22 protein-coding genes are annotated in these 26,539 nt (G+C 36.4%); 16 read left to right on the top strand and 6 right to left on the bottom strand.

Translation table 11 applies throughout. The features are described 5' to 3' along the window. Nucleotides 1-26 precede the first annotated feature (26 nt). The 8 genes from L1I30_RS06750 to L1I30_RS06715 all read left to right on the top strand — a co-directional run bounded on the left by L1I30_RS06750 (nt 27) and on the right by L1I30_RS06715 (nt 11,723). Nucleotides 27-1,100, top strand: coding sequence for a DUF3810 domain-containing protein (locus tag L1I30_RS06750; protein WP_236133505.1), 1,074 nt, complete (start codon nt 27-29; stop codon nt 1,098-1,100). Between the two features lie 87 nt (nt 1,101-1,187). Next, nucleotides 1,188-4,151 carry an amidohydrolase family protein gene (locus L1I30_RS06745; protein ID WP_236133504.1) on the top strand — a complete coding sequence of 988 codons (2,964 nt, stop codon included), beginning with the start codon at nt 1,188-1,190 and terminating at the stop codon, nt 4,149-4,151. 12 nt (nt 4,152-4,163) lie between these two features. Continuing rightward, nucleotides 4,164-5,474: an amidohydrolase family protein gene (locus tag L1I30_RS06740; protein ID WP_236133503.1), complete on the top strand. Its 1,311-nt coding sequence runs from the start codon at nt 4,164-4,166 to the stop codon at nt 5,472-5,474. A 112-nt stretch (nt 5,475-5,586) separates the two neighbouring features. Beyond that, the gene (locus tag L1I30_RS06735; RefSeq protein ID WP_236133502.1) at nt 5,587-6,390 is read left to right on the top strand and encodes a TrmH family RNA methyltransferase; all 804 of its coding nucleotides are present in this window, start codon (nt 5,587-5,589) and stop codon (nt 6,388-6,390) included. An 84-nt stretch (nt 6,391-6,474) separates the two neighbouring features. Further along, nucleotides 6,475-7,707: a M48 family metallopeptidase gene (locus L1I30_RS06730; protein WP_236133501.1), complete on the top strand. Its 1,233-nt coding sequence runs from the start codon at nt 6,475-6,477 to the stop codon at nt 7,705-7,707. A 42-nt stretch (nt 7,708-7,749) separates the two neighbouring features. Next, complete coding sequence (locus tag L1I30_RS06725) at nt 7,750-9,957, top strand: RelA/SpoT family protein (protein WP_236133500.1); 2,208 nt, start codon at nt 7,750-7,752, stop codon at nt 9,955-9,957. 28 nt (nt 9,958-9,985) lie between these two features. Further along, on the top strand, nt 9,986-10,444 hold the full coding sequence (locus L1I30_RS06720) for a Fur family transcriptional regulator (protein WP_236133499.1): 459 nt from the start codon (nt 9,986-9,988) through the stop codon (nt 10,442-10,444). Between the two features lie 7 nt (nt 10,445-10,451). Beyond that, nucleotides 10,452-11,723, top strand: coding sequence for an adenylosuccinate synthase (locus L1I30_RS06715; RefSeq protein WP_236133498.1), 1,272 nt, complete (start codon nt 10,452-10,454; stop codon nt 11,721-11,723). Nucleotides 11,724-11,791: 68 nt separating this feature from the next. Here the strand turns inward: L1I30_RS06715 and L1I30_RS06710 are convergent, their stop codons facing one another. Both L1I30_RS06710 and L1I30_RS06705 read right to left on the bottom strand, forming a co-directional pair. Beyond that, the gene (locus L1I30_RS06710; RefSeq protein ID WP_236133497.1) at nt 11,792-12,634 is read right to left on the bottom strand and encodes a ferritin-like domain-containing protein; all 843 of its coding nucleotides are present in this window, start codon (nt 12,632-12,634) and stop codon (nt 11,792-11,794) included. 41 nt (nt 12,635-12,675) lie between these two features. Next, complete coding sequence (locus tag L1I30_RS06705) at nt 12,676-13,419, bottom strand: ferritin-like domain-containing protein (RefSeq protein WP_236133496.1); 744 nt, start codon at nt 13,417-13,419, stop codon at nt 12,676-12,678. Nucleotides 13,420-13,689: 270 nt separating this feature from the next. On the opposite strand from L1I30_RS06705, the gene L1I30_RS06700 reads away from it, so the two are divergent. The 7 genes from L1I30_RS06700 to L1I30_RS06670 all read left to right on the top strand — a co-directional run bounded on the left by L1I30_RS06700 (nt 13,690) and on the right by L1I30_RS06670 (nt 23,096). Continuing rightward, the gene (locus L1I30_RS06700; protein ID WP_236133495.1) at nt 13,690-15,456 is read left to right on the top strand and encodes an OstA-like protein; all 1,767 of its coding nucleotides are present in this window, start codon (nt 13,690-13,692) and stop codon (nt 15,454-15,456) included. Nucleotides 15,457-15,460: 4 nt separating this feature from the next. Then, entirely contained in the window at nt 15,461-16,648 is a 1,188-nt protein-coding gene (locus L1I30_RS06695) for an aspartate aminotransferase family protein (protein ID WP_236133494.1), read from the top strand. A 99-nt stretch (nt 16,649-16,747) separates the two neighbouring features. Next, nucleotides 16,748-18,145 carry a tetratricopeptide repeat protein gene (locus L1I30_RS06690; protein ID WP_236133493.1) on the top strand — a complete coding sequence of 466 codons (1,398 nt, stop codon included), beginning with the start codon at nt 16,748-16,750 and terminating at the stop codon, nt 18,143-18,145. A gap of 40 nt (nt 18,146-18,185) precedes the next feature. Continuing rightward, nucleotides 18,186-19,133: a DUF368 domain-containing protein gene (locus tag L1I30_RS06685; RefSeq protein WP_236133492.1), complete on the top strand. Its 948-nt coding sequence runs from the start codon at nt 18,186-18,188 to the stop codon at nt 19,131-19,133. Next, the gene (locus L1I30_RS06680; RefSeq protein WP_236133491.1) at nt 19,111-20,127 is read left to right on the top strand and encodes a DUF368 domain-containing protein; all 1,017 of its coding nucleotides are present in this window, start codon (nt 19,111-19,113) and stop codon (nt 20,125-20,127) included. Before L1I30_RS06685 ends, L1I30_RS06680 begins: the two co-directional genes overlap by 23 nt. Further along, nucleotides 20,124-20,855 (top strand): shikimate dehydrogenase family protein, encoded by a 732-nt coding sequence (locus tag L1I30_RS06675; RefSeq protein ID WP_236133490.1) that lies wholly within the window; start codon nt 20,124-20,126, stop codon nt 20,853-20,855. Before L1I30_RS06680 ends, L1I30_RS06675 begins: the two co-directional genes overlap by 4 nt. Nucleotides 20,856-20,969: 114 nt before the next feature. Continuing rightward, nucleotides 20,970-23,096 (top strand): DUF349 domain-containing protein, encoded by a 2,127-nt coding sequence (locus L1I30_RS06670; protein ID WP_236133489.1) that lies wholly within the window; start codon nt 20,970-20,972, stop codon nt 23,094-23,096. Between the two features lie 55 nt (nt 23,097-23,151). Here L1I30_RS06670 and mazG read toward each other — a convergent pair whose 3' ends face one another. From mazG to ruvX, 4 genes are all read right to left on the bottom strand, one after another. Continuing rightward, nucleotides 23,152-23,928, bottom strand: coding sequence for a nucleoside triphosphate pyrophosphohydrolase (gene mazG / locus L1I30_RS06665; RefSeq protein WP_236133488.1), 777 nt, complete (start codon nt 23,926-23,928; stop codon nt 23,152-23,154). 113 nt (nt 23,929-24,041) lie between these two features. Beyond that, nucleotides 24,042-24,467, bottom strand: a complete 426-nt coding sequence (locus L1I30_RS06660) for a DUF5606 family protein (RefSeq protein ID WP_236133487.1) — start codon at nt 24,465-24,467, stop codon at nt 24,042-24,044. A gap of 59 nt (nt 24,468-24,526) precedes the next feature. Further along, nucleotides 24,527-25,117 (bottom strand): peptide deformylase, encoded by a 591-nt coding sequence (gene def, locus L1I30_RS06655; protein WP_236133486.1) that lies wholly within the window; start codon nt 25,115-25,117, stop codon nt 24,527-24,529. A gap of 77 nt (nt 25,118-25,194) precedes the next feature. Further along, nucleotides 25,195-25,602, bottom strand: a complete 408-nt coding sequence (gene ruvX / locus L1I30_RS06650) for a Holliday junction resolvase RuvX (protein ID WP_236133485.1) — start codon at nt 25,600-25,602, stop codon at nt 25,195-25,197. Nucleotides 25,603-25,687: 85 nt separating this feature from the next. Between ruvX and L1I30_RS06645 the strand changes: the two genes are divergently transcribed. Continuing rightward, nucleotides 25,688-26,503 (top strand): 2,3,4,5-tetrahydropyridine-2,6-dicarboxylate N-succinyltransferase, encoded by an 816-nt coding sequence (locus L1I30_RS06645; RefSeq protein ID WP_236133484.1) that lies wholly within the window; start codon nt 25,688-25,690, stop codon nt 26,501-26,503. Nucleotides 26,504-26,539 lie beyond the last annotated feature (36 nt).

Genomic DNA, 26,539 nt, shown 5'->3' with positions numbered 1-26,539 from the left:
TCTTTAATTGTTTGTATTTTAAAAAAGTGAAAAACAAGACCGGATTAATTTTAGCTATTCTTTTGCCATTACAATTTGTGGCAATTAAGATTGCATCGGGCTATCCTACTTTTATCGAAAATTGGTACAGCAACGGGGTCTATCCGTATATCTCGAGTGTTATGCGATTTTCATTAGGTTTTTTGCCGTTTTCCTTAGGCGATCTACTATATTGTTTCTTGATATTCTCTCTCCTTCGATGGCTATATTTCCGAATAAAATACAGGCTTAGAAATGTAAATATCTGGATAATTGATTCGTTGGCCTTTCTTTCTATCATATATGCTTGCTTTCACATTTTCTGGGGTTTAAATTATTACAGGCTTCCGCTTCATAAAACACTGAAGATAAAGAACACGTATACTACTGAAGAATTGGTTTTACTCACCGAAACTTTAATCAAAAAATCTAACGAAATACATTCCAACCTAGTAGAAAATGATTCTTTGAAAGTCCCTTATGATTTTACTAAAAACGAATTATTAAAAAAAACCGTGGAAGGCTATGATTACCTCAGCAAAGATTATCCGAAGTTAACCTATAATGGAAACAGTTTAAAGCGTTCCCTTTTTAGTATTCCTCTTACCTATATGGGTTTTAACGGATATTTGAATCCTCTCACAAACGAAGCTCAGGTTAACACCCAAATTTTGGCTTATAAGATACCTACTACAGCAAGTCACGAAATTGGACATCAATTAGGCTTTGCAAAGGAAAATGAAGCAAATTTCATCGCCTGCTTGGCAACCATGAAAAATCCTGATCCTTATTTTCGATATTCAGGTTTTACTTTCGCTTTAAGATATTGTTTAAACGAACTATACCTTCGCGATCAATGCAAGGCCGATGAGCTGATAAAAAAGATACACCCGGGGATCTTAGAGAATTTTAAAGAAGTTCGTATTTTCTGGGAGGAACATCAAAATCCGCTAGAACCATTTTTTCAATTTACTTATAACGGATTCCTTAAAGCAAATAATCAACAAGAGGGTATGAAAAGCTACAGCTACGTGGTTGCTTTACTTGTAAATTATTTTGATGACGTAGAAAATGCCTTTTAAAGAATTTGGGTTTCCACATCATTAAAATTATCCTTAAATTCCTGTTTTTAAATTTTAACCACACTTACATTCTAATCTTTTTCTTTTATGAAATTAAAATTTCTACTCCTTCCAGTGCTGCTGACTTGCATGAGTTTGCAGGCTCAGGAATATTTCCCCTCGAACTCAGGCGTAAAAACCACCAATACGAATTATACGGTTTTTGAAAATGCAAAAATCCACGTAGATCCCAATACTATTATTGAAAATGGAAGTTTTGCCGTAAAAGACGGTAAAATTACCGCAATAGGTTCATCCATTAACATCCCTAAGAATTCAGTAAAAATAGATTTAAAAGGAAAAGAAGTTTACCCTTCCTTTATTGATATTTACAGTGAATTTGGTATCAATAAACCTGAAAAAGCGAAGGGTGGCGGAGAGCCTCAGTATGATGCAAGTCGCGAAGGTTATTATTGGAACGACCATATTCGTCCAGAAACCAATGCCTTGGAAAGCTTCAGTTTTAATGCAGAAGAAGCCAAGAAACTGCAAAAAAGTGGTTTTGGAGTTGTGAACACCCACGTTCCAGACGGAATTATAAGAGGAACCGGAATGTTGGTAGCCTTAAATACCGATGGCACCGAAGGAGATAGAATACTTAGTGATCGCTCTGCCCAATACCTATCATTTGAAAAAAGCGTTCAATCCAGACAGTCCTACCCTACTTCTATAATGGGAGCAATGGCATTATTAAGACAAACATACTTGGATGCTTCCTGGTATGCAAATGGTAATTCTAAAACCAAAGACCTTGCTCTGGAAGCTTTGAATAGAAATAAAGGTCTTACCCAGATCTTTAAGACAGACGATCTATTAGAGGTGATGCGTGCCGATAAGGTGGGTGATGAATTTGGTATTCAATACGTGATCTTCGGAAGCGGTTACGAACTGGAAAAGTTGGAGGAAATAAAAGCAACAAATGCTGCTCTTATTGTACCTCTCAATTTTCCTAAGGCTCTGGATGTGGAAGACCCATATTTAGCAAACTTTGCAAGCCTTCAGGATATGAAACGTTGGAATCAGGCCCCATCAAATCTAAGCGTGCTAGCCAGCAACAATATTCCTTTCTTACTCACTACATATTCTTTAAAAGATGGTGATAATTTTAAAACCAATCTTCTAAAAGCTATTGAGTATGGGCTTGATAAGAAAAAGGCTTTAGAAGCATTAACAACGGCACCGGCCAAAATATTGGGACAGGAAAACAAATTAGGTGTTTTAAAAGTAGGTTCCTGGGCTAATTTTTTAATTACTTCCGGAGATTTCTTCGATAAGGAGACTGTGGTGTACGAGAACTGGACAAAAGGAAATAGAACTCTTTTAGAAGACATGAATATCACAAATCTTGCAGGGAATTATCAGCTACAATTGCAGGGTGAAACATACGATCTTACAATAACCGGAAAACCAGATGCGCCAAAAGCTGAAGTAAAACTAGGTGAAACCAAAGTAACTTCTAAACTGGCATATACCGATAGCTGGATGAACCTTTTACTTTCTTCTCCAGATTCTACCAAAACAGAGTTTACAAGGCTAGTTGCAAGAATAACTTCCAAAGAGAAAATTCAAGGAAAAGCAATCTTGAATGATGGTTCTGAAATTGCTTTTACAGCAAATAAAACTTCAGAAATTGAAAAGAAAGATGAAAAGAAAAAAGACAAGGATACCACCCATGAAGTTCTTCCAGTAAGTTTTCCAAATATGGCTTATGGTTTTAAGTCTATGCCGAAACAAGAGAATTTCCTTTTCAAGAACGCTACCGTTTGGACGAACACTAATGATGGTATTTTAGAGAATACCGATGTTCTCATCAAGAACGGGAAGATCTCAGGAATTGGAAAGAATTTAAATGCCGGGAATGCCAAGGTGATTGATGCTACGGGGAAACACCTTACCAGCGGAATTATTGATGAGCATTCTCATATTGCAGGATCTGCTATTAATGAAGCCGGACAAAATTCCAGTGCTGAAGTTTCTATGGAAGATGTTATAGATCCAAACGACATCAACATATACAGAAACCTTGCCGGAGGAGTAACCACTGTTCAATTATTACATGGTTCAGCAAACCCTATTGGTGGTAGATCGGCTATTTTAAGATTGAAATGGGGATCAGCAGCTAAAGATTATATTTTTCAAAATTCTCCTAAATTCATAAAATTTGCTTTAGGTGAGAATGTGAAACAATCTAACTGGGGAAGTACCAATCGTTTTCCACAAACTAGAATGGGTGTAGAACAGGTTTTTACCGATTATTTTAGCAGAGCACGAAATTACGAGCAAGAAAAGCGAACAAATAAGAACTTCAGAAAAGATATAGAAATGGAAACCATTTTGGAAATCTTAAATGCTGAACGTTTTGTAAGTAGTCATTCCTATATTCAAAGTGAAATAAATATGTTGATGAAAGTGGCTGAAAAATTTGATTTCAGAATAAACACTTTTACCCACATTCTTGAAGGTTATAAAGTAGCCGATAAAATGAAAGAGCACGGTGCCGGTGCATCTACTTTTTCTGACTGGTGGGCTTATAAATATGAAGTGAAGGATGCAATTCCCTATAATGCAGCAATTATGCATAATGCAGGACTTACCGTGGCTATTAATAGTGACGATCCGGAGATGAGCCGAAGACTGAATCAGGAAGCTGCGAAAAGTGTGAAATACGGAAATATTTCAGAAGAAGAAGCCTGGAAATTTGTAACGCTGAATCCTGCCAAACTGCTTCATATAGACGACCGCGTAGGAAGTATTGCACCCGGTAAGGATGCCGATGTTGTTTTATGGTCTGGTCATCCACTTTCCATCTATTCAAAAGCAGAAAAAACATTGATAGAAGGTACCGTGTACTTTGATACTCAGGTAGACCAGGAATTAAGAGCGGAGATCACAAGACAGAAAAGTTTGTTGACCAAACAAATGCTGGAAGCTAAGAATGGTGGCGCTAAAACCAAACCCGTTACCAAAGAAGAAAAACAACTTATTGATTGTAACACCTTGGAAATCTACTAAAAAGAAAAAACAATGAAAACTATCAAAATAACATTCTTACTGGTATTGATTTCCTTTTGTGGAGAACTTTACGCACAACAAACTCCTGCTTCTAAACAATCTACAGCGGTTACCATCGTGGGAGCAAAAGCGCATATTGGAAATGGAGAGGTCATCGAAAATAGCCTTATCATTTTTGAAAACGGAAAGCTTACGCAGGTCATGGATGCAACAACTACCAAAATGCAGTATCGCGGTACCATTATCAATGCAGAAGGCAAACATGTATATCCCGGGTTTATAGCCCCAAACAGCACTTTAGGACTAGTTGAGATCGATGCGGTTCGTGCTACCGATGATCAGGATGAAGTGGGGGAAATGCTTCCGCATATTAGAAGTATTGTTGCCTATAATGCCGAAAGTAGAATAATAGAATCGATGAGGCCCAATGGTGTACTTACTGCCCAAATCACACCAAGAGGAGGAACTATCTCAGGAACTTCTTCTATAGTTCAACTAGATGCCTGGAATTGGGAGGATGCAGCTGTAAGAACAGATGACGGACTTCATATAAACTGGCCTAGCAGCTTTACGAGAGGTCGTTGGTGGGAAGGTGAAGACCCCGGAATGAAGGCCAATAAAAAATATCAGGAAGAAGTTTTAAAACTTAACCAGTTCTTCAACAATTCGAGAGCTTATTTGGCTGGAGACCAAAAATTGGTCAACCTTCCTTATAAAGCGATGGAAAGTGTTTTTAGCAATGATAAAAGGGTGTTTATTCATGTAGATCTTGAAAAAGAGATCTTGGATGTGCTGCAATTCAAAAAGGACCAGAATATTGAAAATTTAGTAATTGTGGGTGGATATGAAGCCTTAACTGTGGCTGATGCTTTAAAAGAAAATAATGTAGCGGTTCTTGCTACGCGCCCTCATACTTCTCCGGGACGCGACGATCTTGACTACGATTACAATTACAAGATGGCAAAACTTTTAACCGATAAAGGAGTATTAGTGGGATTAGAAAGCAGCGGACAAATGGAGGCTATGAACACCCGGAATTTACCTTTTTATGCCGGGACGGTGGCATCATTCGGAATGGACAAAGAAGAAGCATTAAAACTGGTTACTTCTAATACTGCCCAGATCCTTGGCATAGACAATATGATTGGAACTTTAGAAAGAGGAAAAGATGCTACCCTTTTTATTAGTGAAGGAGATGCGTTAGACATGCGAACCAATAAACTTACCAAAGCTTTTGTACAGGGCCGTGAAATAAGCCTTGAGAGCCACCAAACAGAACTTTATAAAAGATATTCCAATAAATATAAACCGGAAAAGGAGTAAGTACTCTAAATAAGAGTTACCCATAGAATGCTCACATTTATGTGGGCATTTTTTATTGAATCAATCCTAAAAACTCTTTATCCAGTTCATATAATCTGCTTATTTTAGCAACATGTTTAAACAAATTTCAAGCCCTCAGAATCCGGCCATTAAAAGGCTGTTACAATTACAGGAAAAATCCCGCAACCGTAAAAAGGAAGGCCTTTTTATTGTTGAAGGAATCAGGGAGATTCAACTCGCGCTAAAAGGAGATTTTCAAATTTCGGAGCTTTTCTTTTGTGATGAATTACACCCCGCCGAACAAATCTCAGGTCTTTTAAAGATTGGAAATAAACCTGAGATCACAGAGATCAGTTCAGATATTTATAACAAATTAGCGTACAGAGGCAGTACCGAAGGACTTATCGCTGTTTTTAAGACAAAAGAACCTAATCTGGAAAATCTTCAGCTCAATAAAAACGATAATTTATTGATACTTGTAGCAGAAGCTCCCGAAAAACCCGGAAATATCGGGGCCTTGTTAAGAACTTCCGATGCTGCGAAAGCCGATGCCGTATTAATCGCAAATCCGAAGACCGATCTATACAATCCCAATATCATTCGCTCTAGCGTAGGAGGAGTCTTTACTAATAAAATTGCTATGGCAAGTACCACAGAGATCATAGCTTATTTAAAGGATCTCGATGTGGCTATTTATGCAGCGGCATTACAGGCTTCAAAAAATTACGTGGAGGTAGATTTTACAGGTTCCTCTGCAATAGTTGTGGGTACAGAAGCTACGGGGTTAAGTGAAGAATGGCGCAGGAATTCTACTCAAAATATCATCATTCCTATGCAAGGAGAAATAGATTCTATGAACGTGTCGGTAGCAGCAGGAATTCTAATTTTTGAAGCCAAACGCCAAAGGGGTTTTTAGAAATTAATCTATATGACATCATAAATTATGGAATGAAAATTGAATTTTCATAAACCTATTGAATAACTCCAGAAATTAAAAAATTTGACAGCAAACACTTTATTTTATATCATTATCGCGTTCGTACTATTAGATTTTGTAGTCGATAAAATTTTAGATGCCCTAAACGCCGCTCATTTCAAGGATCCGGTTCCGAAGGAATTGGATGACGTTTATGATGAAAATGAGTATTTGAAATCTCAGCAGTATAAGAAAGAACGCTACCGTTTTGGAATACTTAGTTCCAGTTTCTCAATACTGGTCATGTTGCTTTTTTTATTGCTTGATGGCTTTGCATATGTAGATGATATTGCCCGAAATGTCTCTGATAACCCTATTGTTATCGCACTGGTATTCTTCGGTATTATCATGTTTGCTAGTGATATCCTCAGCCTACCCTTTTCCTATTACAGCACTTTTATAATAGAAGAAAAATTCGGCTTCAATAAAACCACAATAAAAACATTCATTTTAGATAAATTAAAGGGCTGGGCGATAATGGCAATAGCCGGAGGAGTAGTATTGGCCCTAATTGTTTGGTTCTATCAAGTAACGGGAGAAGATTTTTGGTGGTATGCCTGGATCCTGGTTACAGTGATCTCATTATTTGTAAATATGTTCTATGCTAAATTGATCGTTCCTTTATTCAATAAACAAACCCCTCTTCAAGAAGGCTCTTTACGTACTAAAATAGAAGCCTATGCTAAAAAGGTTGGGTTTAAAATAGATAATATTTTTGTAATTGATGGCTCTAAAAGAAGCACTAAGGCAAATGCCTACTTTTCAGGTTTTGGTAAAGAAAAAAGGATCACTCTTTACGATACTTTGGTCAACGATCTGGAAGAGGAAGAAATTGTAAGTGTGTTAGCGCATGAAGTTGGGCATTATAAAAAAAAGCACATCATTATAAATCTAATTGCATCTGTCGCCACAACCGGATTTACACTTTGGCTTTTATCATTATTTGTTGGAAACCCTTTATTATCTGAAGCTTTAGGTGTAAACATTCCCAGTTTTCATATAGGTTTAGTTGCCTTTGGAATGTTATATAGCCCTATTTCTGAGCTCACCGGACTTATTATGAATTATCTTTCCAGAAAATTTGAATATCAGGCAGACGATTTTGCAAAGAATACCTACGATGGTAATTACTTAATTTCGAGTTTAAAAAAGCTTTCTAAAACAAGTTTAAGCAATCTCACTCCGCACAAAGCATATGTATTTATGCACTATTCTCACCCCACGCTCTTACAGCGTTATAAGAATTTAAGAGCGTAGTTTGTAGTTGTTTCTTTACAATCTTAATCGTATTTTTAAGCTATGACAGAAGTTGAAATAGAAAAGGAAAATAAGAATATTGCAAGGCAATATAAAGAGTTACTGCGAATTAGCTACAGGTCACTTTCTGATGATGACAAAAAACTGATTCGACTGGCTTTCGACACTGCCGTAGATGCCCATAAAAATCAGCGTAGAAAATCGGGAGAAGCTTATATTTTTCATCCAATTGCCGTAGCAAAAATAGTGGCTTCAGAAATTGGTTTAGATGCTACATCTATTGCCGCTGCCCTACTCCATGATGTAGTTGAAGATACCGAATATACCATTGAGAACATTGAAGAGATGTTTGGGAAAACCGTGGCCCGAATTGTTGATGGACTTACTAAGATATCTCATTTACAACACGACAAAGATGTTTCTCTCCAAGCAGAGAACTTCAGAAAAATGTTGCTGACACTAAATGATGATGTTCGGGTGATCATTATAAAGATTGCCGACAGGTTGCACAATATGCAAACTATGGAATCTATGCGGGCAGATAAGCAGGTGAAGATAGCTTCAGAAACTTTATATATCTACGCTCCATTAGCCCATAGAATTGGATTATATAGCATTAAAACTGAACTGGAAGACCTGGGTTTGAAATATACCGAGCCAGATGTTTATCATGATATTCTAACAAAAATACGAGAAAGCAAAGAAGAGCAAGATGCGTATATCAAGGATTTTACGAATGTTATTCAAAACTCTTTAGATCAGGAAAATCTAGAATATCAAATTAAGGGAAGACCCAAATCTATATTTTCCATAAGAAGGAAAATGAAGAATCAGAACGTTACGTTCGATGAGGTTTTCGACAAGTTTGCTGTTCGTATTATTTACAAAAGTGATATCGCGGAAGAAAAATTTCTTGCTTGGAAGATCTACTCCATCGTTACAGATCACTTTAGACCTAACCCAATTCGCCTTCGAGACTGGATATCATCTCCTAAATCTACTGGCTATGAAGCATTGCACATTACCGTAATGGGGCCAAAAGGGCGTTGGGTGGAGGTGCAAATTCGAAGCCAGCGCATGAACGAGATAGCCGAAAAGGGTTATGCCGCTCATTACAAATACAAGCAAGGCGCAGAGCAGGAAGAAAAGACCATGGAAGAATGGTTGAACAGATTACAGGAAGCTCTCGAAAACTCGGAAGCCAATGCCGTAGATTTTGTAGAGCAGTTCAAATTGAATCTCTATGCAAAAGAGATCTTTGTGTTCACCCCACAGGGAGATCTAAAATCCTTACCAAAAGGAGCTACTCCACTGGATTTTGCGTTCGGGATCCATACCGAGATAGGATTGCATACCCGGGGAGCCCGGGTGAATAATAAACTGGTACCATTAAGTCATGAACTAAAAAGTGGCGATCAAATAGAGATCATCACTTCAGAAAATGCCAAACCAAATATTAACTGGTTAGATTATGCAACTACTGCAAGGGCCAGAGCCAAGATAAAATCTTCGTTAAAAGACGAGAAAAAGGAGATTGCCGAGGAAGGAAAAGCAATTCTGGCGAGAAAACTTAAGGCTCAGAAGTTAAACTTCAATGAGAGTATTATTAACGAATTGGTGTTATATTTTAAGCTTAAAACAAGCTTAGACCTTTTTTACAGAGTGGGAATCGGTAAAATTGATAATGTAAAACTTAAAGAATTTACGTCTTCTCGAAGTAATGCATTTGTTAGTTATATAAAGACCAAATTTAGAAAACCTGCGGTTGCCGAAGATCTTTATAAAGAAGAGATCACTTCTAAATATGACCAGCTGGTTTTTGGGAAAGAAGAGGAAACTCTGGATTATAAACTTGCCAACTGTTGCAACCCTATTCCGGGAGATAATGTTTTTGGATTTATTACCGTTAGTGAGGGTATAAAAGTACATAAGAAGGATTGTCCAAATGCCATTCAACTTCAAAGTAATTATGCTTATCGTATAATTCAGGCTAAGTGGATAGATTCTTCTCAACAGGATTTTAAAGCTGTTATCAATTTAACAGGAATAGATAATCTGGGCTTAGTGAGTGAGATCACTCAGGAGATCTCGAAGAGTATGAATGTGAATATGAGAAGTATCAATTTTGAAAGTGCAGATGGTTTATTTATCGGTAAAATTACCGTTATTGTGAAGAATAATTCCATACTCAACACCCTAATAGATCATCTCAGAAAAATTAATGGTATTGATAAGGTCTCTAGAGAATAAACCAATATCTTTGCAACGAAGCAAAATTATGAGTAAAAAAGTAGTAAATAAAAACGACCAGGCAGTAGTTAAAAATGTGTTCACTAAATTCTTAGAGGAAAAGGGGCACCGTAAAACGCCGGAACGTTTTGCCATACTTCAGGAGATATATAATAATGAAGAACATTTTGATATAGAATCTCTTTATATCAAAATGAAAAACAAAAAGTATCGTGTTAGTCGCGCAACTCTTTACAATACGATAGAACTATTATTGGATTGCGGACTTGTTAGAAAGCATCAATTTGGGCAAAATCAATCCCAGTATGAGAAATCATATTTCGACAGGCAACACGATCATATAATTCTTACCGATACCGGGGAAGTAATAGAATTTTGCGACCCAAGAATTCAAAGTATAAAGCAAACCATAGAAGAGGTTTTTGATATCGAAATTTCAAAACATTCTTTATACTTTTACGGCACAAAAAAACAACCAACAAATTAAAATATTTATGGCAGTAGACTTACTACTCGGATTACAGTGGGGAGACGAAGGAAAAGGTAAAATAGTAGATGTTTTTACCGAAAAATACGACATTATCGCACGTTTTCAAGGTGGACCAAATGCAGGACACACTTTAGAATTTGATGGTCATAAACACGTTCTTCATACAATTCCTTCAGGAATATTTCACAAAAACACCATAAATCTTGTTGGGAACGGAGTGGTAATAGACCCTGTTATCTTTAAGAGAGAATTAGAAAATCTTGCAGCTTTCAATACAGATTATAAATCTAATTTATACATCTCCCGTAAAGCACATTTAATATTACCAACTCACAGGTTACTGGATGCAGCTTCCGAGGCTTCTAAAGGAAAGGCGAAAATTGGCTCAACTTTAAAAGGGATTGGTCCAACTTATATGGACAAAACCGGAAGAAATGGAATGCGTGTTGGTGATCTTGAGCTGGAAGGTTGGAAAGATAAATACCGAGCCCTTGCCGATAAGCATGAAACGATGATTGATTATTACAATGTAGATATTCAATATAATCTTGCTGAATTGGAACAGGAATTCTTTGAAGCTGTAGAAGTTTTAAAGACCTTGAAATTCATAGATAGCGAACATTATTTACAAATGGCTCAAAAAGAAGGTAAGACCATTTTAGCGGAAGGCGCACAAGGATCTTTACTAGATATCGATTTTGGAACCTATCCTTTTGTAACTTCCTCTAACACTACCGCAGCGGGAGCTTGTACTGGTTTAGGAGTTGCCCCAAATAAAATTGGAGATGCCTTCGGGATCTTTAAGGCTTATACCACACGTGTTGGTAGCGGACCTTTCCCTACCGAGCTTTTTGACGATAATGGAGAAACCATGAGTCGTGTAGGTAACGAAGTGGGTGCAACAACAGGAAGACCTAGAAGATGTGGATGGTTAGATCTAGTAGCCTTGAGATATGCGGTAGAGATAAATGGAATCACTCAGCTTATTATGATGAAAGGTGATGTACTTAGTGGTTTTGAAACATTAAAAGTTTGTACCGCTTATAAATATAAAGGTGAAGAGATCACTCATTTACCTTTTAATATTGAAGCTGAAAATGTAACTCCGGTTTATACAGAATTTAAAGGTTGGAAAGAAGATCTTACTAAAATGACTGAGACTTCTCAACTTCCTAAAGAATTTATGGAATATGTTGAATTCTTAGAAACTCAGTTAGAAGTACCAATTTCAGTAATTTCTGTAGGTCCTGACAGAAAACAGACCATCACGAGATAAAGTGATTTAAATATATAAAAAAAAGCCTTTCATTTCTGAAAGGCTTTTTTATTGGAGCTAGTCAATATTTAAGAAACAATAAAAAGTCCTGCAATTGCTTTTGCGGTTTCACCGCTAATGGGTTCGTCAAACGACTGAGAAACAGCTTTTGCATCAAACGAAGTTGCCATAGTAAGATCTACTCCACCTTGGGTTACATTTTGCTCACCATCATAAACTGCTTGCGTAGCTTCTGGCATTCCTGGACCTCTATTATCTAATGTAATCCATCCTAATGCATTTTCATTTCCCACTTCTCCCATTACCGAAGCTCTAAGTCTTCTAATTTCGGAAGCATGTTTTGCCTCAACAGAATGTATTTGAAGCGCCGGTGTTAAATAAGGAGTACCCATTAAATTTCCGGCCTGCCCTTTATAAGCTCTTACACCTGTATCCTCAAAAGCTTGCGCTAAAGCTAATAGCTGTGCGTATGCTACTTCCTGCCCTGTACCATTTTCATTAAATGGGTCGAACATACCACCAACAGTAAAGTCGAAAGTTGGGGAATCTATTGAAGCATCACCTAACGCAGTTTTAAGGAATTCTACGTGAGCAGATTCATGTTTAGATATTTGGTTGTAAACAGCTTCTGCTCTACCACCACTTGGAAGTACTCCCGAATCTAAGGCTTTAATGTAGAATTCAGCTTCCAAATATTCAAGAGTTAAAGCCAATTGTAATGGTTCTTCATGTTGTTTTAACCCTGCTTGGGCAAAAGCTTTGCCTGAAGAAGTTGCTAACCCAAAAGGAACTGCGGCTAAAGCGGCCTTTTTTCCTAAAGAACCGAAAGTTCCAAATACGTCTCTTCTTGAGGATACCTTTCCGGTTAAGCTCTCCGACGTAAATTCATCTAAAAATTTTATAATATTCATAATGTTTCGTTTTAGTGTTTAAAATAATTTTTTAGCTATTATTATGCTCCGGTTGGTAGATTATTAGCTGTAAAAGCTGTTTTCACAAAACCGGTGCTACCCACTGCAGCTAAGATAGTTGCAGGGTCTACAGCCGGATCTAAACCGTTTGCATCTATTACATCATCTCCAGCGAAAGCTGTATCATCTGATAGATATATAGACCTAATAGCTGAAGCATGTCTTGCTTCTACTGAAACTATTTTACCTGCCAGAGTTAAATAATCTGGGGTCACTAATAACGAACCGGCACCATTATAAGCAGATACTCCAGTATCTTCTAATATTTGTGCAGTTTGTAAAACTGAATCTCTATCTCCAAAGTTTACGGAAGAAAAATCAAATTCCAATTCAGGTAAAGTTTTAGCTGCACCAGCTGCACCGGTAATTGCTGCTTTAAAGAATTCTCGGTGGATCACTTCGTGCTTATATAAATCTTCTAAGATCTTTTTTTCCTCTGCATTTGCATTCATCCAATAAGATCCATCTAATACATTGGTATAGAAAGCAGCTTCTAATTGTTCTAGGGCATATGCATAATTCAGTATTCCAACATCTCCAGATCCAAGATCGAAAACTTCTCCCGGCATTGGTTCCATGTCATCATCATCGTCGCTACAACCATACAGTAGCAAACTTGAACCAGCTACTGCTAATCCTCCCATTTTTAAGAATTGTCTTCGGGAATTGTTCGTTTTTGGGTGCGATAAGTTGGTTTTTTGCACCTTAATCAGTGGTTTTTTCATAATTGTGTTTTTCTAGATTACAACTAAACTTACGCAGGAAGAAGCTATATGGTTTTCGTTATATCGTTAATGTTTCCTTAAAGGAATTTTGAGATTATTAAAATTTCCCAAATTTTGGAAAGATTTAGCATTCTCTTAATTTCTATAACATTTAATTGTGTATTGTTCAAGGCGTTTTTATAGGATATATCTATACTCCTTAGGCAATATTTTCATTTAAATAAGTTAGTATAATGCCTTTTACTTACTTTTGCTGCTAAATAAGTTGTCTTGAAAAAAATACTTTTTTATATATTCATAATTGGTCTCGTTTCTTTGATTCCCCTTGAACTTTACAGCCAAGAGGTAAAGCAAATTGACTATACAAGCGATAGAACATTACGAGACCCTAAATATCCCGGGGCGATTATTTTAAGCAAAGTGGAAAATCAGGTGCATTTTATACATGAAGGAATAGATATCTGGTGCGACCAAGCTATACATTATGACAAAGCTAACTTCTTTAAAGCCTATGGAAATGTGAGGATGCAGCAGGGTGACACGGTAAAAATGCGGAGCAATTATGCTGAATATAACGGTACGACACAATTTGCATTTGCCAGTGGAAATGTAAAGATGACCCGACCACAAACTTCTCTGGAAACAGACACATTATTTTTTGACAGAATAAAACAACAGGCGTATTATAGAAGCGGGGGAACTGTAAGAGATACCGCAAGTGTTTTAAAAAGCAATATTGGAAGATATTACATGGAAGATGATAAATATTCGTTCGTTTCTAATGTAGTGGTAACCAATCCTGAATATGTTATTAACTCGCAGCAGTTAGATTTTTATTCAGAAAGTGGATATGCGTATCTATATGGCCCTACGACTATAGATAGTAAAACCAGTAAGGTTTACTGCGAACGAGGATTCTATGATACTCGCGGAGATAACGGATATTTCGTAAAGAATTCGCGAATAGATTATGAAAACCGAGTATTGCAAGGTGATAGCCTATATTTTGATAGAAATAAAAGTTTCGCTTCGGCAACTAATAATATCAAGGTAACTGATACCCTGAACAAAAGTGTAATAACCGGGCACTATGCCGAAGTATTTCGTGCAAAAGATTCCGTATTTATAACAAAAAGAGCAGTGGCTGCAACTTTACAGGAAAAGGATTCTATTTTTATACATAGCGATACTCTGATGATCACTGGTAAGCCGGAAAATAGAATTATTAGAGGTTATTACGATGTACGCATGTATAAGAGTGATATGAGCGGAAAGAGCGATTCAGTTTACATCGACCAGAAATCCGGTTTAACGAAACTTATAAATATTAATAGATCTGCATTAACCTCTATTGACACCAGGAGAAGCCCCATTATTTGGTCGGGCAATAATCAAATGACGGGTGATACCATTCATATTCTAAGTAATCCGGTAACCGAACAATTAGATTCACTTAAGGTCTTTGATAATGCATTTCTGGTACAAAAAGATAGTATTGATGGATATAATCAAGTAAAAGGAAAAGAACTCACGGGATTATTTGTTAATAATGAATTGTATAAAGTAGATATCCTAAAGAACACGGAGACTATTTATTTTATGAGAGATGAAAATCAAGAGCTCACAGGAATCAATAAAACGCTATCCAGTTCAATTAGTATCTTATTTGAAGATCGACAAATGACCGATGTGTATTATTACAAACAAGTAGATGGGACTTTGACTCCTCCGGAGGATTTTCCTCCAAATGCAAGAAAACTAGCCGGTTTTAGCTGGCGCGGGGAAGAACAACTTACCAGAAAAGAAGATCTTTTTGCAGGACAGGAACCTCCGGAACTTGTAAAAATAAAAGGAATACCACTTCCTGAGGCTCAGGAAAATTTCTTTGACCAGGAAAATTCGGAAGAACCTTTATTAAATGAAAATTCCAGATTAAAGCCAAAAGATCTTAAAGATAAGGAAATCAACTCCTTAAAAACTAGAACAGATTCGACTACCGTAGTTCCTGTTCTTAAAGAAGAAAAAACAAAGGAATAATATATTGAAACAGGATTTTTTAAAATATCAGGCACAAACAACGCCTCACCCTTTAGCCATGGAAATATCTCATGCCAAGGGTTCTTATATCTATTCAAAACAAGGTAATAAATATCTCGATTTTGTAGCTGGTGTTTCGGCATGTAGCTTAGGACATTGCCACCCTCGCGTGGTAAATGCTGTTAAAGAGCAAGTAGATAAATATTTACACGTAATGGTCTATGGAGAATATGCTCAGGAGCCGGCGGTAGCACTAACAAAGCTTTTAGCTTCTAAACTCCCTGATTCACTAAATAAGACCTATTTAACGAATTCTGGAACAGAGGCTATTGAAGGTGCTATAAAGCTGGCTAGAAGAACAACAGGACGAAGCGAGATAATTGCCGCAAGAATGGCATATCACGGGAATACTATGGGTTCACTAAGTTTAATGAGCTATGAAGAAAGACTAACACCCTTCCGTCCTTTAGTAGGAGGAATAAATTTTATCGAATTCAATAATACTGAAGATCTTTCCGAAATTACTACTAAAACCGCTGCTGTAATACTCGAAACCATTCAAGGCGGAGCGGGTTTTATAATTCCTAAAGAACAGTATCTGGAAAAAGTAAAACAGCGTTGTGAGGCGGTAGGAGCCTTACTTATTCTTGATGAAATTCAGCCGGGTTTTGGAAGAACAGGAAAACTTTTCGGGTTTGAGCATTTTAATATTGTGCCCGATATTCTTGTTATGGGTAAAGGAATGGGTGGAGGTTTGCCTATTGGTGCCTTTACCGCCTCTGAAACTGTAATGGATAATTTGATGGAGAATCCTAAACTAGGGCATATTACCACCTTTGGAGGAAACCCCGTAATCGCCTCGGCTGCTTTAGCAACGCTTCAAGAAATTACGGAATCTGACCTTATGGCAGAGACCCTGAAGAAAGAGAAACTGTTACGAGAATTATTGGTTCATCCCCTAATAAACGAAATACGAGGTATAGGGTTAATGCTTGCTTTAATTACTCCTTCCGAAGATATTGCCACCCAATTAATTTTAGCAGCACAAGACAAAGGCCTTATTTTATTTTGGCTGTTATTCGAGAAAAAAGCGGTTCGTATTACCCCTCCCCTAACAATTTCGCAGGAAGAAATACGGGAAGGATGTGGCATTATTATTGACATTCTAAATAGTATCACAACAAAGTCTTAAACTGTTCATTACTTTGTTAAAAACAATATAAAGACCTACAAAGATTAAAGCTTTTCATTTTTACCTTTAATACTGTAGAAATCTCGTAATCCCCAGTGTATGCAATTAAGTCATAACGAAGAAAACAATTTCTCACTTACCCGTTTTGAATCCATGCTAAAAACAAACGATGTATTGTTTTTCGATTCAGAAGAATTTGAGGATATTATTCACCATTATTTAGAGAATGGAAAGATTGCATTGGCTAAAAAGGCCGTTAAATTAGGATTAGCCCAGCACCCCACCTCTACCAACTTAAAATTGTTTAAAGTAGAAATACTGGTGTTTGAAGATAAGCTGGATCTGGCCGATGGCCTTTTAAATGAACTTCATGATCTTGAAGCTTCAAATGAAGAGATCTATATTCAAAAAGCAAATATATTTTCTAAAAGAGATGAGCACAGGAAAGCTATTAAAATGCTGGAACTTGCTTTGGAAATAACCTTAGATGAAGCTGATGTCTATTCTTTATTAGGAATGGAATATCTGTTTCTGGAAGATTTCGAAAATGCTAAGTACAGTTTCATGAAATGTTTAGAAGCAGATGAAGAAGATTATTCTGCACTCTACAACATCATGTATTGTTTTGATTTCTTAGAACAAAAAACAGAAGCGATAGATTATCTTAATCTTTTCCTTAATAAAAACCCATATTCTGAAGTTGCATGGCATCAGATTGGAAAACAATATTTTGATCTTAAACAATTCGAAAAGGCACTTACGGCCTTCGATTTTGCAATTATCAGCGATGAATATTTTATAGGGGCTTACCTTGAAAAAGGGAAAGTGCTTGAGAAATTAGGCCGCTATAATGAAGCTATAGAAAATTACAGAATCACTCTCGATCTTGACGATCCTACTTCTTTTGCATATTTAAGAATTGGGAAATGTTTTGAAAAATTAGGTTCAGACGAACTGGCTTTAGAGCATTATTCCAAAACCGTGCATGAAGATCCTTTATTAGATAAAGGCTGGATAGCCATTACCGATTTTTATTTCAAAAAAGGGAATTTTCAAAAAGCCCTTTATTATATCAATAAAGCGATTAGTATTGATGAAGAAAATGTACTTTACTGGAAACGATATGCCAAGATAAACAGCCGGCTTAGTTTCTATGAAGAAGCAGATCGTGGTTATTTGAAAACTATAGAACTGGGAAATTACGAACTGGAAACGTGGATTAGACGTTGTGATATCCTTATAAATTTAGGCGAATTTGAAACTGCCATTCAAAATTTGATGCAAGCTGTTGAATTTTATCCAGACTCTGCAGAGATCGAATATCGTTTAGCAGGATTATTTTTTAGTTTGAATGAAGGTGATAAAGGTTATTCCCACTTGAATAACGCCTTAAAGATTGACTCTGAGTACTATATAATAATAGAAGAGCTTTTCCCAAAGATCTTCAGCAGAAAGAGTGTTAAAGAAATAATCAACTCTTACATTAAAGCATCCTGATATTTATTTAACTTTGATTCAAATTAATTAATATCAGCACATGCAGAGAGGCATTAAAGATTACATTTCAATAATTTTTAAAGGTATGGCAATGGGCGCTGCCGATGTGGTGCCCGGAGTTTCAGGAGGAACAATCGCTTTTATTACAGGTATCTATCAAGAGCTTATTAACACCATTAGCGGAGTAAATCTATCTCTTTTTAAAACTCTTAAAGAACGTGGCTTCAAAGCAATGTGGGAGCAATTAAACGGCTCTTTTATCCTGGCGCTTTTCTCGGGTATTATTATAAGTATTTTCACAGTGATGAGGCTTACCAATTATCTATTGGACAAACATCCGGTTTTAATATGGTCCTTCTTCTTCGGACTTATTCTTGCCAGTATCTTATTTGTAGCTAAGCAGATTCCGAAATGGGATTATAAAATTATTATAAGCCTTATATTTGGGGCTGCGGTAGCAATGTATATTGTATCGCTCCCTGTGATGGGAACTGCTACTAACAGCTGGTTCTTATTTATGGCTGGAGCGATAGCCATATGCGCTATGATTCTTCCTGGAATTTCCGGAGCTTTTATACTCGTTCTATTAGGGGCTTACAAAACAGTGACGGAGGCAGCTCATGACTTCGATTTTAAAACCTTGGGGATTGTGGCCGTAGGAGCCATCTTTGGCTTGCTTAGCTTTTCCAAGCTTCTAAAATGGCTATTTGATCACTATAGCAGTATTACATTAGCAGTACTCACCGGTTTTATAGCTGGTTCTTTAAACAAAATATGGCCCTGGAAAGAAGTGCTGGAAAGAGCTCAATTTGGTGATAAAAGCGTGGTGATACGAGAAGCTTCAGTACTTCCTGCTAATTTTAACGGTGATCCACAACTTTTACCAGCTGTTATTTTAATGCTTGTGGGATTTTTTTTAATTCTTATATTAGAGCGAATCGCAACTCAAAAACCTATAAGCCCAGATGCAGCAAACGCGGACCTTTAGTGATAAACTTTTTTTAGTTCTTAAAGGTTTAGCTATGGGAGCCGCAAATAAGGTTCCCGGGGTTTCAGGCGGCGTGGTGGCCTTTGTTGCCGGGTTTTATGAAGAATTTATTTACTCCCTTCAAAAAGTTAATTTTAAAGCTTTTAAACTTCTTATTAATGGACGCTTTAGGAGCCTTTATCATTATATAAATGGGAAATTTTTAGGACTTTTAATTCTTGGAATGATCATTAGCTATTTCAGCGTTTCAAAGTTATTGGATTTCCTTATCGTGCATTTCGAATTATATGTTTGGGCTGCCTTTTTTGGAATGATCATTGGCTCTATTTATTACATAAGCAAGGATTTCAGTCAGTGGACCAGAAACAACCTGTTTTTCGTTACTATGGGAATTATTGCAGGAATCGCAATAAGTTTTCTTGAGCCTGCAAGAGAGAACGATAACTTATGGTTTGTTTTTTTCTGTGGAATGGTGGGAGTATCAGGAATGACACTTCCCGGGTTATCGGGTTCCTTCATCCTTATTCTATTCGGAAATTACGTATTACTTCTAGTAGATTCGGTAAATGCGTTGTTCGATACCTTAGCGAACATTATGTTATTGGATTTTTCTTTTATCCATAATTCTGAAAGACTCCGACTTTTACAAGTATTGATCGTATTTTCTCTAGGTTCTTTAGCCGGACTCGTTTCTTTATCACACCTATTGGGGTATGTTTTAAAAAGATACAAAAAGGAAACCTATTCAGTAATTATTGGTTTCATTACCGGATCATTAGGAGTGGTTTGGCCCTGGAAGGAGAAAATCTTTAAAATAGGTGCAAACGGCAAGTATATTACAGATGCACATGGCGATAAAGTGCTGGATAATTATGACAGATATTTTCCTGATTTTGCAAATTCGCAAACATGGATGGCGATCTTATTCATTATAATTGGAATTTTTATAGTGCTGGCTTTAGGCTGGTATGAAAAAAGAAATGCTACATCATGAACATCTTCGGACTAATTGGTAAAAATATAGACTATTCCTTTTCCAGGAATTATTTCAACAATAAGTTTAAAGCTGAAGGAATTTCAGCTACCTACAAAAATTTTGACCTCAGCGATATTCAGGAATTTCCAGACATCTTCAAGAATACATCAGAGATAAAAGGATTGAATGTAACCATTCCTTATAAAAAAGAGATTATTTCATATTTAGATCATTTAGATCCCATTGCACGGGAAATAGGTGCTGTAAACACCATAAAAATAAATGATGACAAAAGCCTTACTGGATATAACACCGATTATTACGGCTTTTTAGGAGCCTTAAAACCCTATTTAAGAAGTCACCATACAAAAGCTCTTATACTTGGTACAGGCGGTGCTTCCAAAGCGGTCGCCTACGCATTAAAATTACTTAATATCCCATTTAAATTCGTTTCCCGAACCCCTAGCCCGGAAATTTACAGTTATCCCAGTTTAAGCCAGCAACATTTAGAGGACTACCAGCTTATAATAAATTGTACTCCGCTGGGAACACACCCTCAAACTTCACAATATCCTCCCATACCGGTTGAATTCTTAAATTCTCATCACCTAATATTCGATCTTATATACAATCCCGCTACTACAAGGTTAATGCAGCTTGGGCTTAATAATAAGGCTACGGCCTTGAATGGTTATCGTATGTTACAGTTACAGGCTGAGAAAGCTTGGGAAATTTGGAATAGCTAGTAATATTCCTTTTCTTTTAACTGGTTATAAATAAGCCTAAAACCTTGGCAGATTTTTAGGGAGTTATTATCTTTCAGCATTAATAACTTTTGAAGAACCTTAACATTGAAAGATATGTCTCAGCAAGAAAATGATCACATGAAGAATGACCTTCCCCAGGAAGACTTGAAAAATTCTGAAGCTAATTCTACGGAATCCAGTGCAAAATCAGATAAACCCCAAGAGGAGCAGCAGGAAAATAAAAGCGAAAGTTCATTTTCTAAATTAGCTGAAACTTCTACGAACCATCCCGATAGCGAAAAAGAAAAGGACAATCTGGAAAAAGCCATGGTAGCCGAAAGTGAAGCTTCAGGTAAATCTGCAGAAACCGAGCAGCGCGAAAGCGACAGCACCTCGTCTCACATGGATGAGGAAGAGGAGAAAGCAGAAAGCATAACTCCTTCCAAGAAAAGTGCACAATCTGAATTTGAAGATTCGGTTGCTGAGGATAGCGAAGATGAAACAGTAACTGAACGTCATGGAATAGAGAAAAAGGATTACCACTCTATGTCTAAAGAAGAACTTGTTGGCGAATTGGAGAAACTTGTAGGTAGTGAGAAAGTGCAGGCTATCAAAGAACACGTAGAGGAAATACGTTCAGAATTCAATGCTAAATTTGATGAAGAGCTGGAAGAGAAGAAAGAGGAATTTCTTGCCGATGGAGGAAATATAATCGACTTCCACTACTCTACGCCTATAAAAAAGCAATTCAATTCGGCTTACTTCGATTATAAAGAGAAGCGTAACAATTATTACCAGCAATTAAAACAGGATCTTAATAAGAATTTAGATAAGAGACTTGCCATTATTGAAGAGTTAAAAGGTTTATTAGATGTTGAAGAGAATATCAATACTACCTATAAACATTTCAAGGACCTTCAAGATAGATGGAGAACGGCCGGGCCTATTCCTAGAGATAAATACAACACTGTTTGGAATACCTACCATCACCATGTTGAAAATTTCTATGATTTCTTACACTTAAATCGCGAGTTTAGAGATCTTGATTTTAAACACAACTTAGAGCAAAAACTGAAAGTGATTGATCGTGCTGAAGAACTTACTTTAGAGACCGATACCAACCGTGCTTTCCGTGAGTTGCAAATGCTGCATAAAATGTGGAAAGAAGAGCTGGGACCGGTAGCTAAAGAGTATAGAGATGATATTTGGGACCGATTTAGTGAGGCAACCAAGAAGATTCACGATATGCGTCAGGCATATTATGATGACCTAGATAAGCAGCATGAAGTAAATCTTGTTGTAAAACAGGAAATTATTGCTAAAATAAAGGCAATTGCTGACGGATCGTATAAATCTCACAGTCAGTGGCAACAAAAGATCAAAGAATTAGAAGCGCTGCGTGAACAATTCTTTAAAGCCGGAAAAGTACCAAGAGAGAAAAATGAAGCTACATGGAGTGAGTTCAAGCAACATGTAAGACAATTCAATCGAAATAAGAATGCCTATTATAAATCTCTTAAAAAAGAGCAGTATGATAATCTAGAGAAAAAACGAGAACTCATACAAATTGCTGAAGATAACAAAGAGAACGAAGATTTTAAAGCCACTACTCCATTAATGAAAAAGATACAGGCCGACTGGAAAAAGGTTGGACACGTACCAAGAAAAGATAGTGACAAGGTTTGGAAATTATTCAAAGCGGCGTGTAACCATTATTTCGACAGGTTGCATAAAGCAAGTAATCAGGAAAACGCTGAAGAAACCAAAGCGTTCGATCAGAAAAAAGAAATTCTTGATAGGCTAAAATCTATGGAATTGAGCGGTGAGAAAAAAACCGATCTTCCTAAGATCAAAGCGGTTATTGAAGAATGGAAGAATATTGGAAAAGTACCTTATAATAAACGTTTTATTGAAGGCAAATTCAACAAAGTATTGGATCAATTATTCTCCAAACTGGATGTAGACCATACTAAAGCTGAAATGATGAAGTATGAGAACAAGATCCAGGCTTTAAATGATGCCGATGATGACAAAAAGTTGAGGAATGAGCATTACTTTCTAACCAAAAAAGTGGAAGAAACTAAAAACGAGATCAGGCAGCTTGAAAACAACCTTCAATTCTTTTCTAATGTTGATGAGGATAATCCATTAGTAAAAGAAGTGCATAAGAATATTCAAGATCATAAAGATCAATTAGAGGTTTGGAAAGAAAAACTGGAGAAGATAAAATCTATTTATTAGAGCTAGTTCTTCAAAAAATAAAAAGAGGCGATACAATTGTATCGCCTCTTTTTATTTATCTAAGTAATTTGGCTTCTTCCCAGAACACATCGAGTTCAGCTAAGGTCATTTCGCTTAATGGTTTATTTTTCTCCTTTGCCTTTCCTTCTATATATTTAAAACGCTTTATAAACTTTTTATTGGTGCGTTCTAATGCATTCTCCGGGTTAATCTTCAAGAATCTGGCGTAGTTGATCATTGAGAATAAAACATCGCCAAATTCAGCTTCCATTTTATCTATATCATTTGCGTCTACTTCATATTGAAATTCTTCTAACTCCTCTTTCAGCTTTTCAAAAACCTGTTGCGGTTCTTCCCAGTCGAAGCCAACGCCCGCCACTTTCTCCTGAATTCTACTAGCCTTTACTAGTGCCGGTAAAGATTTAGGCACCCCTTCAAGAACGCTTTCTTTACCTTCTTTCAATTTTAACTTCTCCCAATTCTTTTTAACTTCTTCCTCATCAGCCACCTCAATATCTCCATAAATATGAGGATGTCTTTCAATGAGTTTATCACTAATACCATTGGCCACATCGGCTATATCAAAATCATTGGTCTCACTACCTATCTTAGCATAGAATAATATATGCAAAAGAACATCTCCAAGCTCTTTTTTTACTTCATTCATATCCTTATCTAAAATAGCATCTCCCATTTCATAAACTTCCTCGATGGTTAATGGACGTAGGCTTTCCATGGTTTGCTTTTTATCCCAAGGGCAACCTTCCCTTAACTCATCCATAATAGTAAGTAACCTATCTAAGGCGGCTAATTGTTTTTCTCTTGAATTCATGTTGAAGTTATTTACTGGAGGAGTTTTTTATATTCCAATAATGTAAAAATAGGAAAATAAAAAAGCAGTTTTAATAAGATTAAAACTGCTTTTCAAAATATTGTAATTGATTACTATTCCTCTTCGTCGGAAGCATCTTTAGAAGCCTCTGCCTTAGAAAAATCTGTAATTCCATTATTCACTAAAAGATTATACCATTGAATGATCTTTTTGATATCACTTTGGTAAACTCTATCTACATCGTATTCTGGCAATACCTCTGCAAAGTAAGATTCTAATTCTTTTTTAGATACTTTATGATCTATGGCAGGTTTTCCATCTTCTTTTTCAAACATTGTTTGAAAAATAGTTCCTAAAGGTACTTCCTCAGTATAAGTATAAATAGCTATTTCACTTAGTAAACTTACATTATGACGAACATTTACTGCAATCTTTTTATCCTCGGTAATCGACTTTGCTATAAAACCACCACGAGTTTGTGCTGTTAGTTCATATAGTCCCGGTTTTCCGGCAATCGATAAAATTTTTTCTAAACCCATACTTATATTATAAATTTTCGGTGGCAAATATCATATGTCCTCCTTTAATATCAAAAGAATCATCGTCCTTTTTTCATCATTGGAAAACGCATTCTATAATCGGCAGTAATTTTTCCTTTAGAAATATTACTCAACTTTCCTTTGATTAATCTTTTCTTTAAACTTGATAGTTTATCGGTAAATAAAACACCCTCAATATGATCGTACTCATGCTGAATAACCCTTGCAGCTAAGCCATCATAAGTTTCAGTATATGTTTTGAAGTCTTCATCCTGATATTCAATAGTTATTTGTGGTTTTCTGAAAACATCTTCTCTAACATCAGGAATACTTAAACAGCCTTCATTAAACGCCCATTCTTCCCCTTCTTCAGAAATAATTTTGGGATTAATGAACACTTTTTTCAAGTTATTCAATACTTCTTTGTCTGCTTCAGACACCTCATCATCTTCAGCAAAAGGAGAGGGATCAATCATAAACATTCTAATAGGATAACCCACTTGCGGGGCTGCTAATCCAACTCCATAAGCATTATACATGGTGTCCCACATGTTTTCAATCAACTCCTTTAATTTTGGATAATCTTCATCTATATCCTTGCCTTTTATCCTTAAAACAGGATCTCCATAGGCTACAATTGGTAAAATCATATCAGATTTATAATTTTTATTTTAATTAGATGAAGTAAGCCTTCATCCATTTATTCTTAATTAAACTGAATGTGCAATTATTTATACAAATAACTTTGTAAAATTATAGTGGCACTTATTTCATCTAAAAGAGACTTATCTTGTCGTTTTTTCTTTTTCAAACCACTATCTACCATAGTTCTCACCGCCATTTTTGAGGTAAAACGCTCATCTACTCGCTCTAACAACATCAATGGAAACTTTTCTTTGAATTTATTTAAAAATTCTTGAATAGCCGCTTCACTTTGAGAAGCAGTATTATCCATTTGTTTTGGCTCGCCAACTAAAACCAATTCTACATTTTCCTTTTCAAAATAATCGGCTAAATAAGTCAATAATTCTGTGGTAGGAACGGTAGCCAAACCAGAAGCAATTATTTGAAATTCATCTGTAACGGCAATTCCCGTGCGCTTCACACCATAATCTAATGCCAAAATCCTTGCCATATTTAATTTTAGGCAAAGGTAAGGTTTATATCCCTATGCTCCCAAAAATTGAAGTGAAGCTATTATATTTGCTAAAAAATTGATAATGGAAGATTTAAAAGATATTATAATTAAAGCTTGGGATAACAGAGACCTTTTAACTAATGAAGAAACCACTACTGCAATACGCAAAGTAATCGCTCTTCTAGATGAAGGTGAGTTGCGAGTAGCAGAACCTACAGAAAATGGTTGGCAGGTAAATGAATGGGTGAAAAAAGCGGTAGTTCTGTATTTCCCAATTCAGAAAATGGAAACGCTGGAAGCTGGTATTTTTGAATACCATGATAAAATTCCTTTAAAAACAGGTTATAAAGAAAAGGGAATTCGTGTGGTTCCTAACGCGGTAGCTAGACATGGAGCCTATATTTCAAAGGGTGTAATCCTAATGCCTAGTTATGTTAACATAGGTGCTTATGTTGATGAAGGAACTATGGTAGATACTTGGGCTACTGTAGGAAGTTGCGCTCAAATTGGGAAGAACGTACACCTAAGCGGTGGTGTAGGTATTGGAGGTGTCTTAGAACCTTTACAAGCAGCACCGGTAGTAATAGAAGACAATGCTTTCATTGGATCTCGATGTATTGTAGTTGAAGGGATACGAGTAGAAAAAGAAGCTGTTCTTGGTGCGAATGTAGTGCTAACCGCTTCTACTAAAATTATTGATGTTACCGGCGATGAGCCAAAGGAATATAAAGGCTATGTGCCTTCAAGATCTGTGGTAATTCCCGGAAGTTATACTAAAAAATTCCCCGCGGGAGATTTTCAAGTGCCGTGTGCACTAATTATTGGAAAACGTAAAGAAAGCACCAATAAGAAAACTTCTTTGAATGATGCCTTAAGAGAATATAATGTTGCTGTATAAATAGATTATTACTGTACCATTAAAAACATCCTTCGG

This window comes from Gillisia lutea, assembly GCF_021568705.1.
Lineage (GTDB): Bacteria > Bacteroidota > Bacteroidia > Flavobacteriales > Flavobacteriaceae > Gillisia > Gillisia lutea.
Note: the sequence above shows the minus strand (reverse complement) of the source record. Positions and strands in the feature narration are given on the sequence as shown.

Excerpts from the sequence above, each read along its gene's own strand:
- mazG (WP_236133488.1), bottom strand. The coding sequence starts at position 23,928 with ATGAATTCAAGAGAAAAACAATTAGCCGCCTTAGATAGGTTACTTACT.
- L1I30_RS06645 (WP_236133484.1), top strand. The coding sequence starts at position 25,688 with ATGGAAGATTTAAAAGATATTATAATTAAAGCTTGGGATAACAGAGAC.
- ruvX (WP_236133485.1), bottom strand. The coding sequence starts at position 25,602 with ATGGCAAGGATTTTGGCATTAGATTATGGTGTGAAGCGCACGGGAATT.
- L1I30_RS06720 (WP_236133499.1), top strand. The coding sequence starts at position 9,986 with ATGAGTAAAAAAGTAGTAAATAAAAACGACCAGGCAGTAGTTAAAAAT.
- L1I30_RS06745 (WP_236133504.1), top strand. The coding sequence starts at position 1,188 with ATGAAATTAAAATTTCTACTCCTTCCAGTGCTGCTGACTTGCATGAGT.
- L1I30_RS06660 (WP_236133487.1), bottom strand. The coding sequence starts at position 24,467 with ATGGGTTTAGAAAAAATTTTATCGATTGCCGGAAAACCGGGACTATAT.
- def (WP_236133486.1), bottom strand. The coding sequence starts at position 25,117 with ATGATTTTACCAATTGTAGCCTATGGAGATCCTGTTTTAAGGATAAAA.
- L1I30_RS06690 (WP_236133493.1), top strand. The coding sequence starts at position 16,748 with ATGCAATTAAGTCATAACGAAGAAAACAATTTCTCACTTACCCGTTTT.
- L1I30_RS06680 (WP_236133491.1), top strand. The coding sequence starts at position 19,111 with ATGCAGCAAACGCGGACCTTTAGTGATAAACTTTTTTTAGTTCTTAAA.
- L1I30_RS06670 (WP_236133489.1), top strand. The coding sequence starts at position 20,970 with ATGTCTCAGCAAGAAAATGATCACATGAAGAATGACCTTCCCCAGGAA.
- L1I30_RS06725 (WP_236133500.1), top strand. The coding sequence starts at position 7,750 with ATGACAGAAGTTGAAATAGAAAAGGAAAATAAGAATATTGCAAGGCAA.
- L1I30_RS06705 (WP_236133496.1), bottom strand. The coding sequence starts at position 13,419 with ATGAAAAAACCACTGATTAAGGTGCAAAAAACCAACTTATCGCACCCA.
- L1I30_RS06740 (WP_236133503.1), top strand. The coding sequence starts at position 4,164 with ATGAAAACTATCAAAATAACATTCTTACTGGTATTGATTTCCTTTTGT.
- L1I30_RS06675 (WP_236133490.1), top strand. The coding sequence starts at position 20,124 with ATGAACATCTTCGGACTAATTGGTAAAAATATAGACTATTCCTTTTCC.
- L1I30_RS06715 (WP_236133498.1), top strand. The coding sequence starts at position 10,452 with ATGGCAGTAGACTTACTACTCGGATTACAGTGGGGAGACGAAGGAAAA.
- L1I30_RS06735 (WP_236133502.1), top strand. The coding sequence starts at position 5,587 with ATGTTTAAACAAATTTCAAGCCCTCAGAATCCGGCCATTAAAAGGCTG.
- L1I30_RS06710 (WP_236133497.1), bottom strand. The coding sequence starts at position 12,634 with ATGAATATTATAAAATTTTTAGATGAATTTACGTCGGAGAGCTTAACC.
- L1I30_RS06685 (WP_236133492.1), top strand. The coding sequence starts at position 18,186 with ATGCAGAGAGGCATTAAAGATTACATTTCAATAATTTTTAAAGGTATG.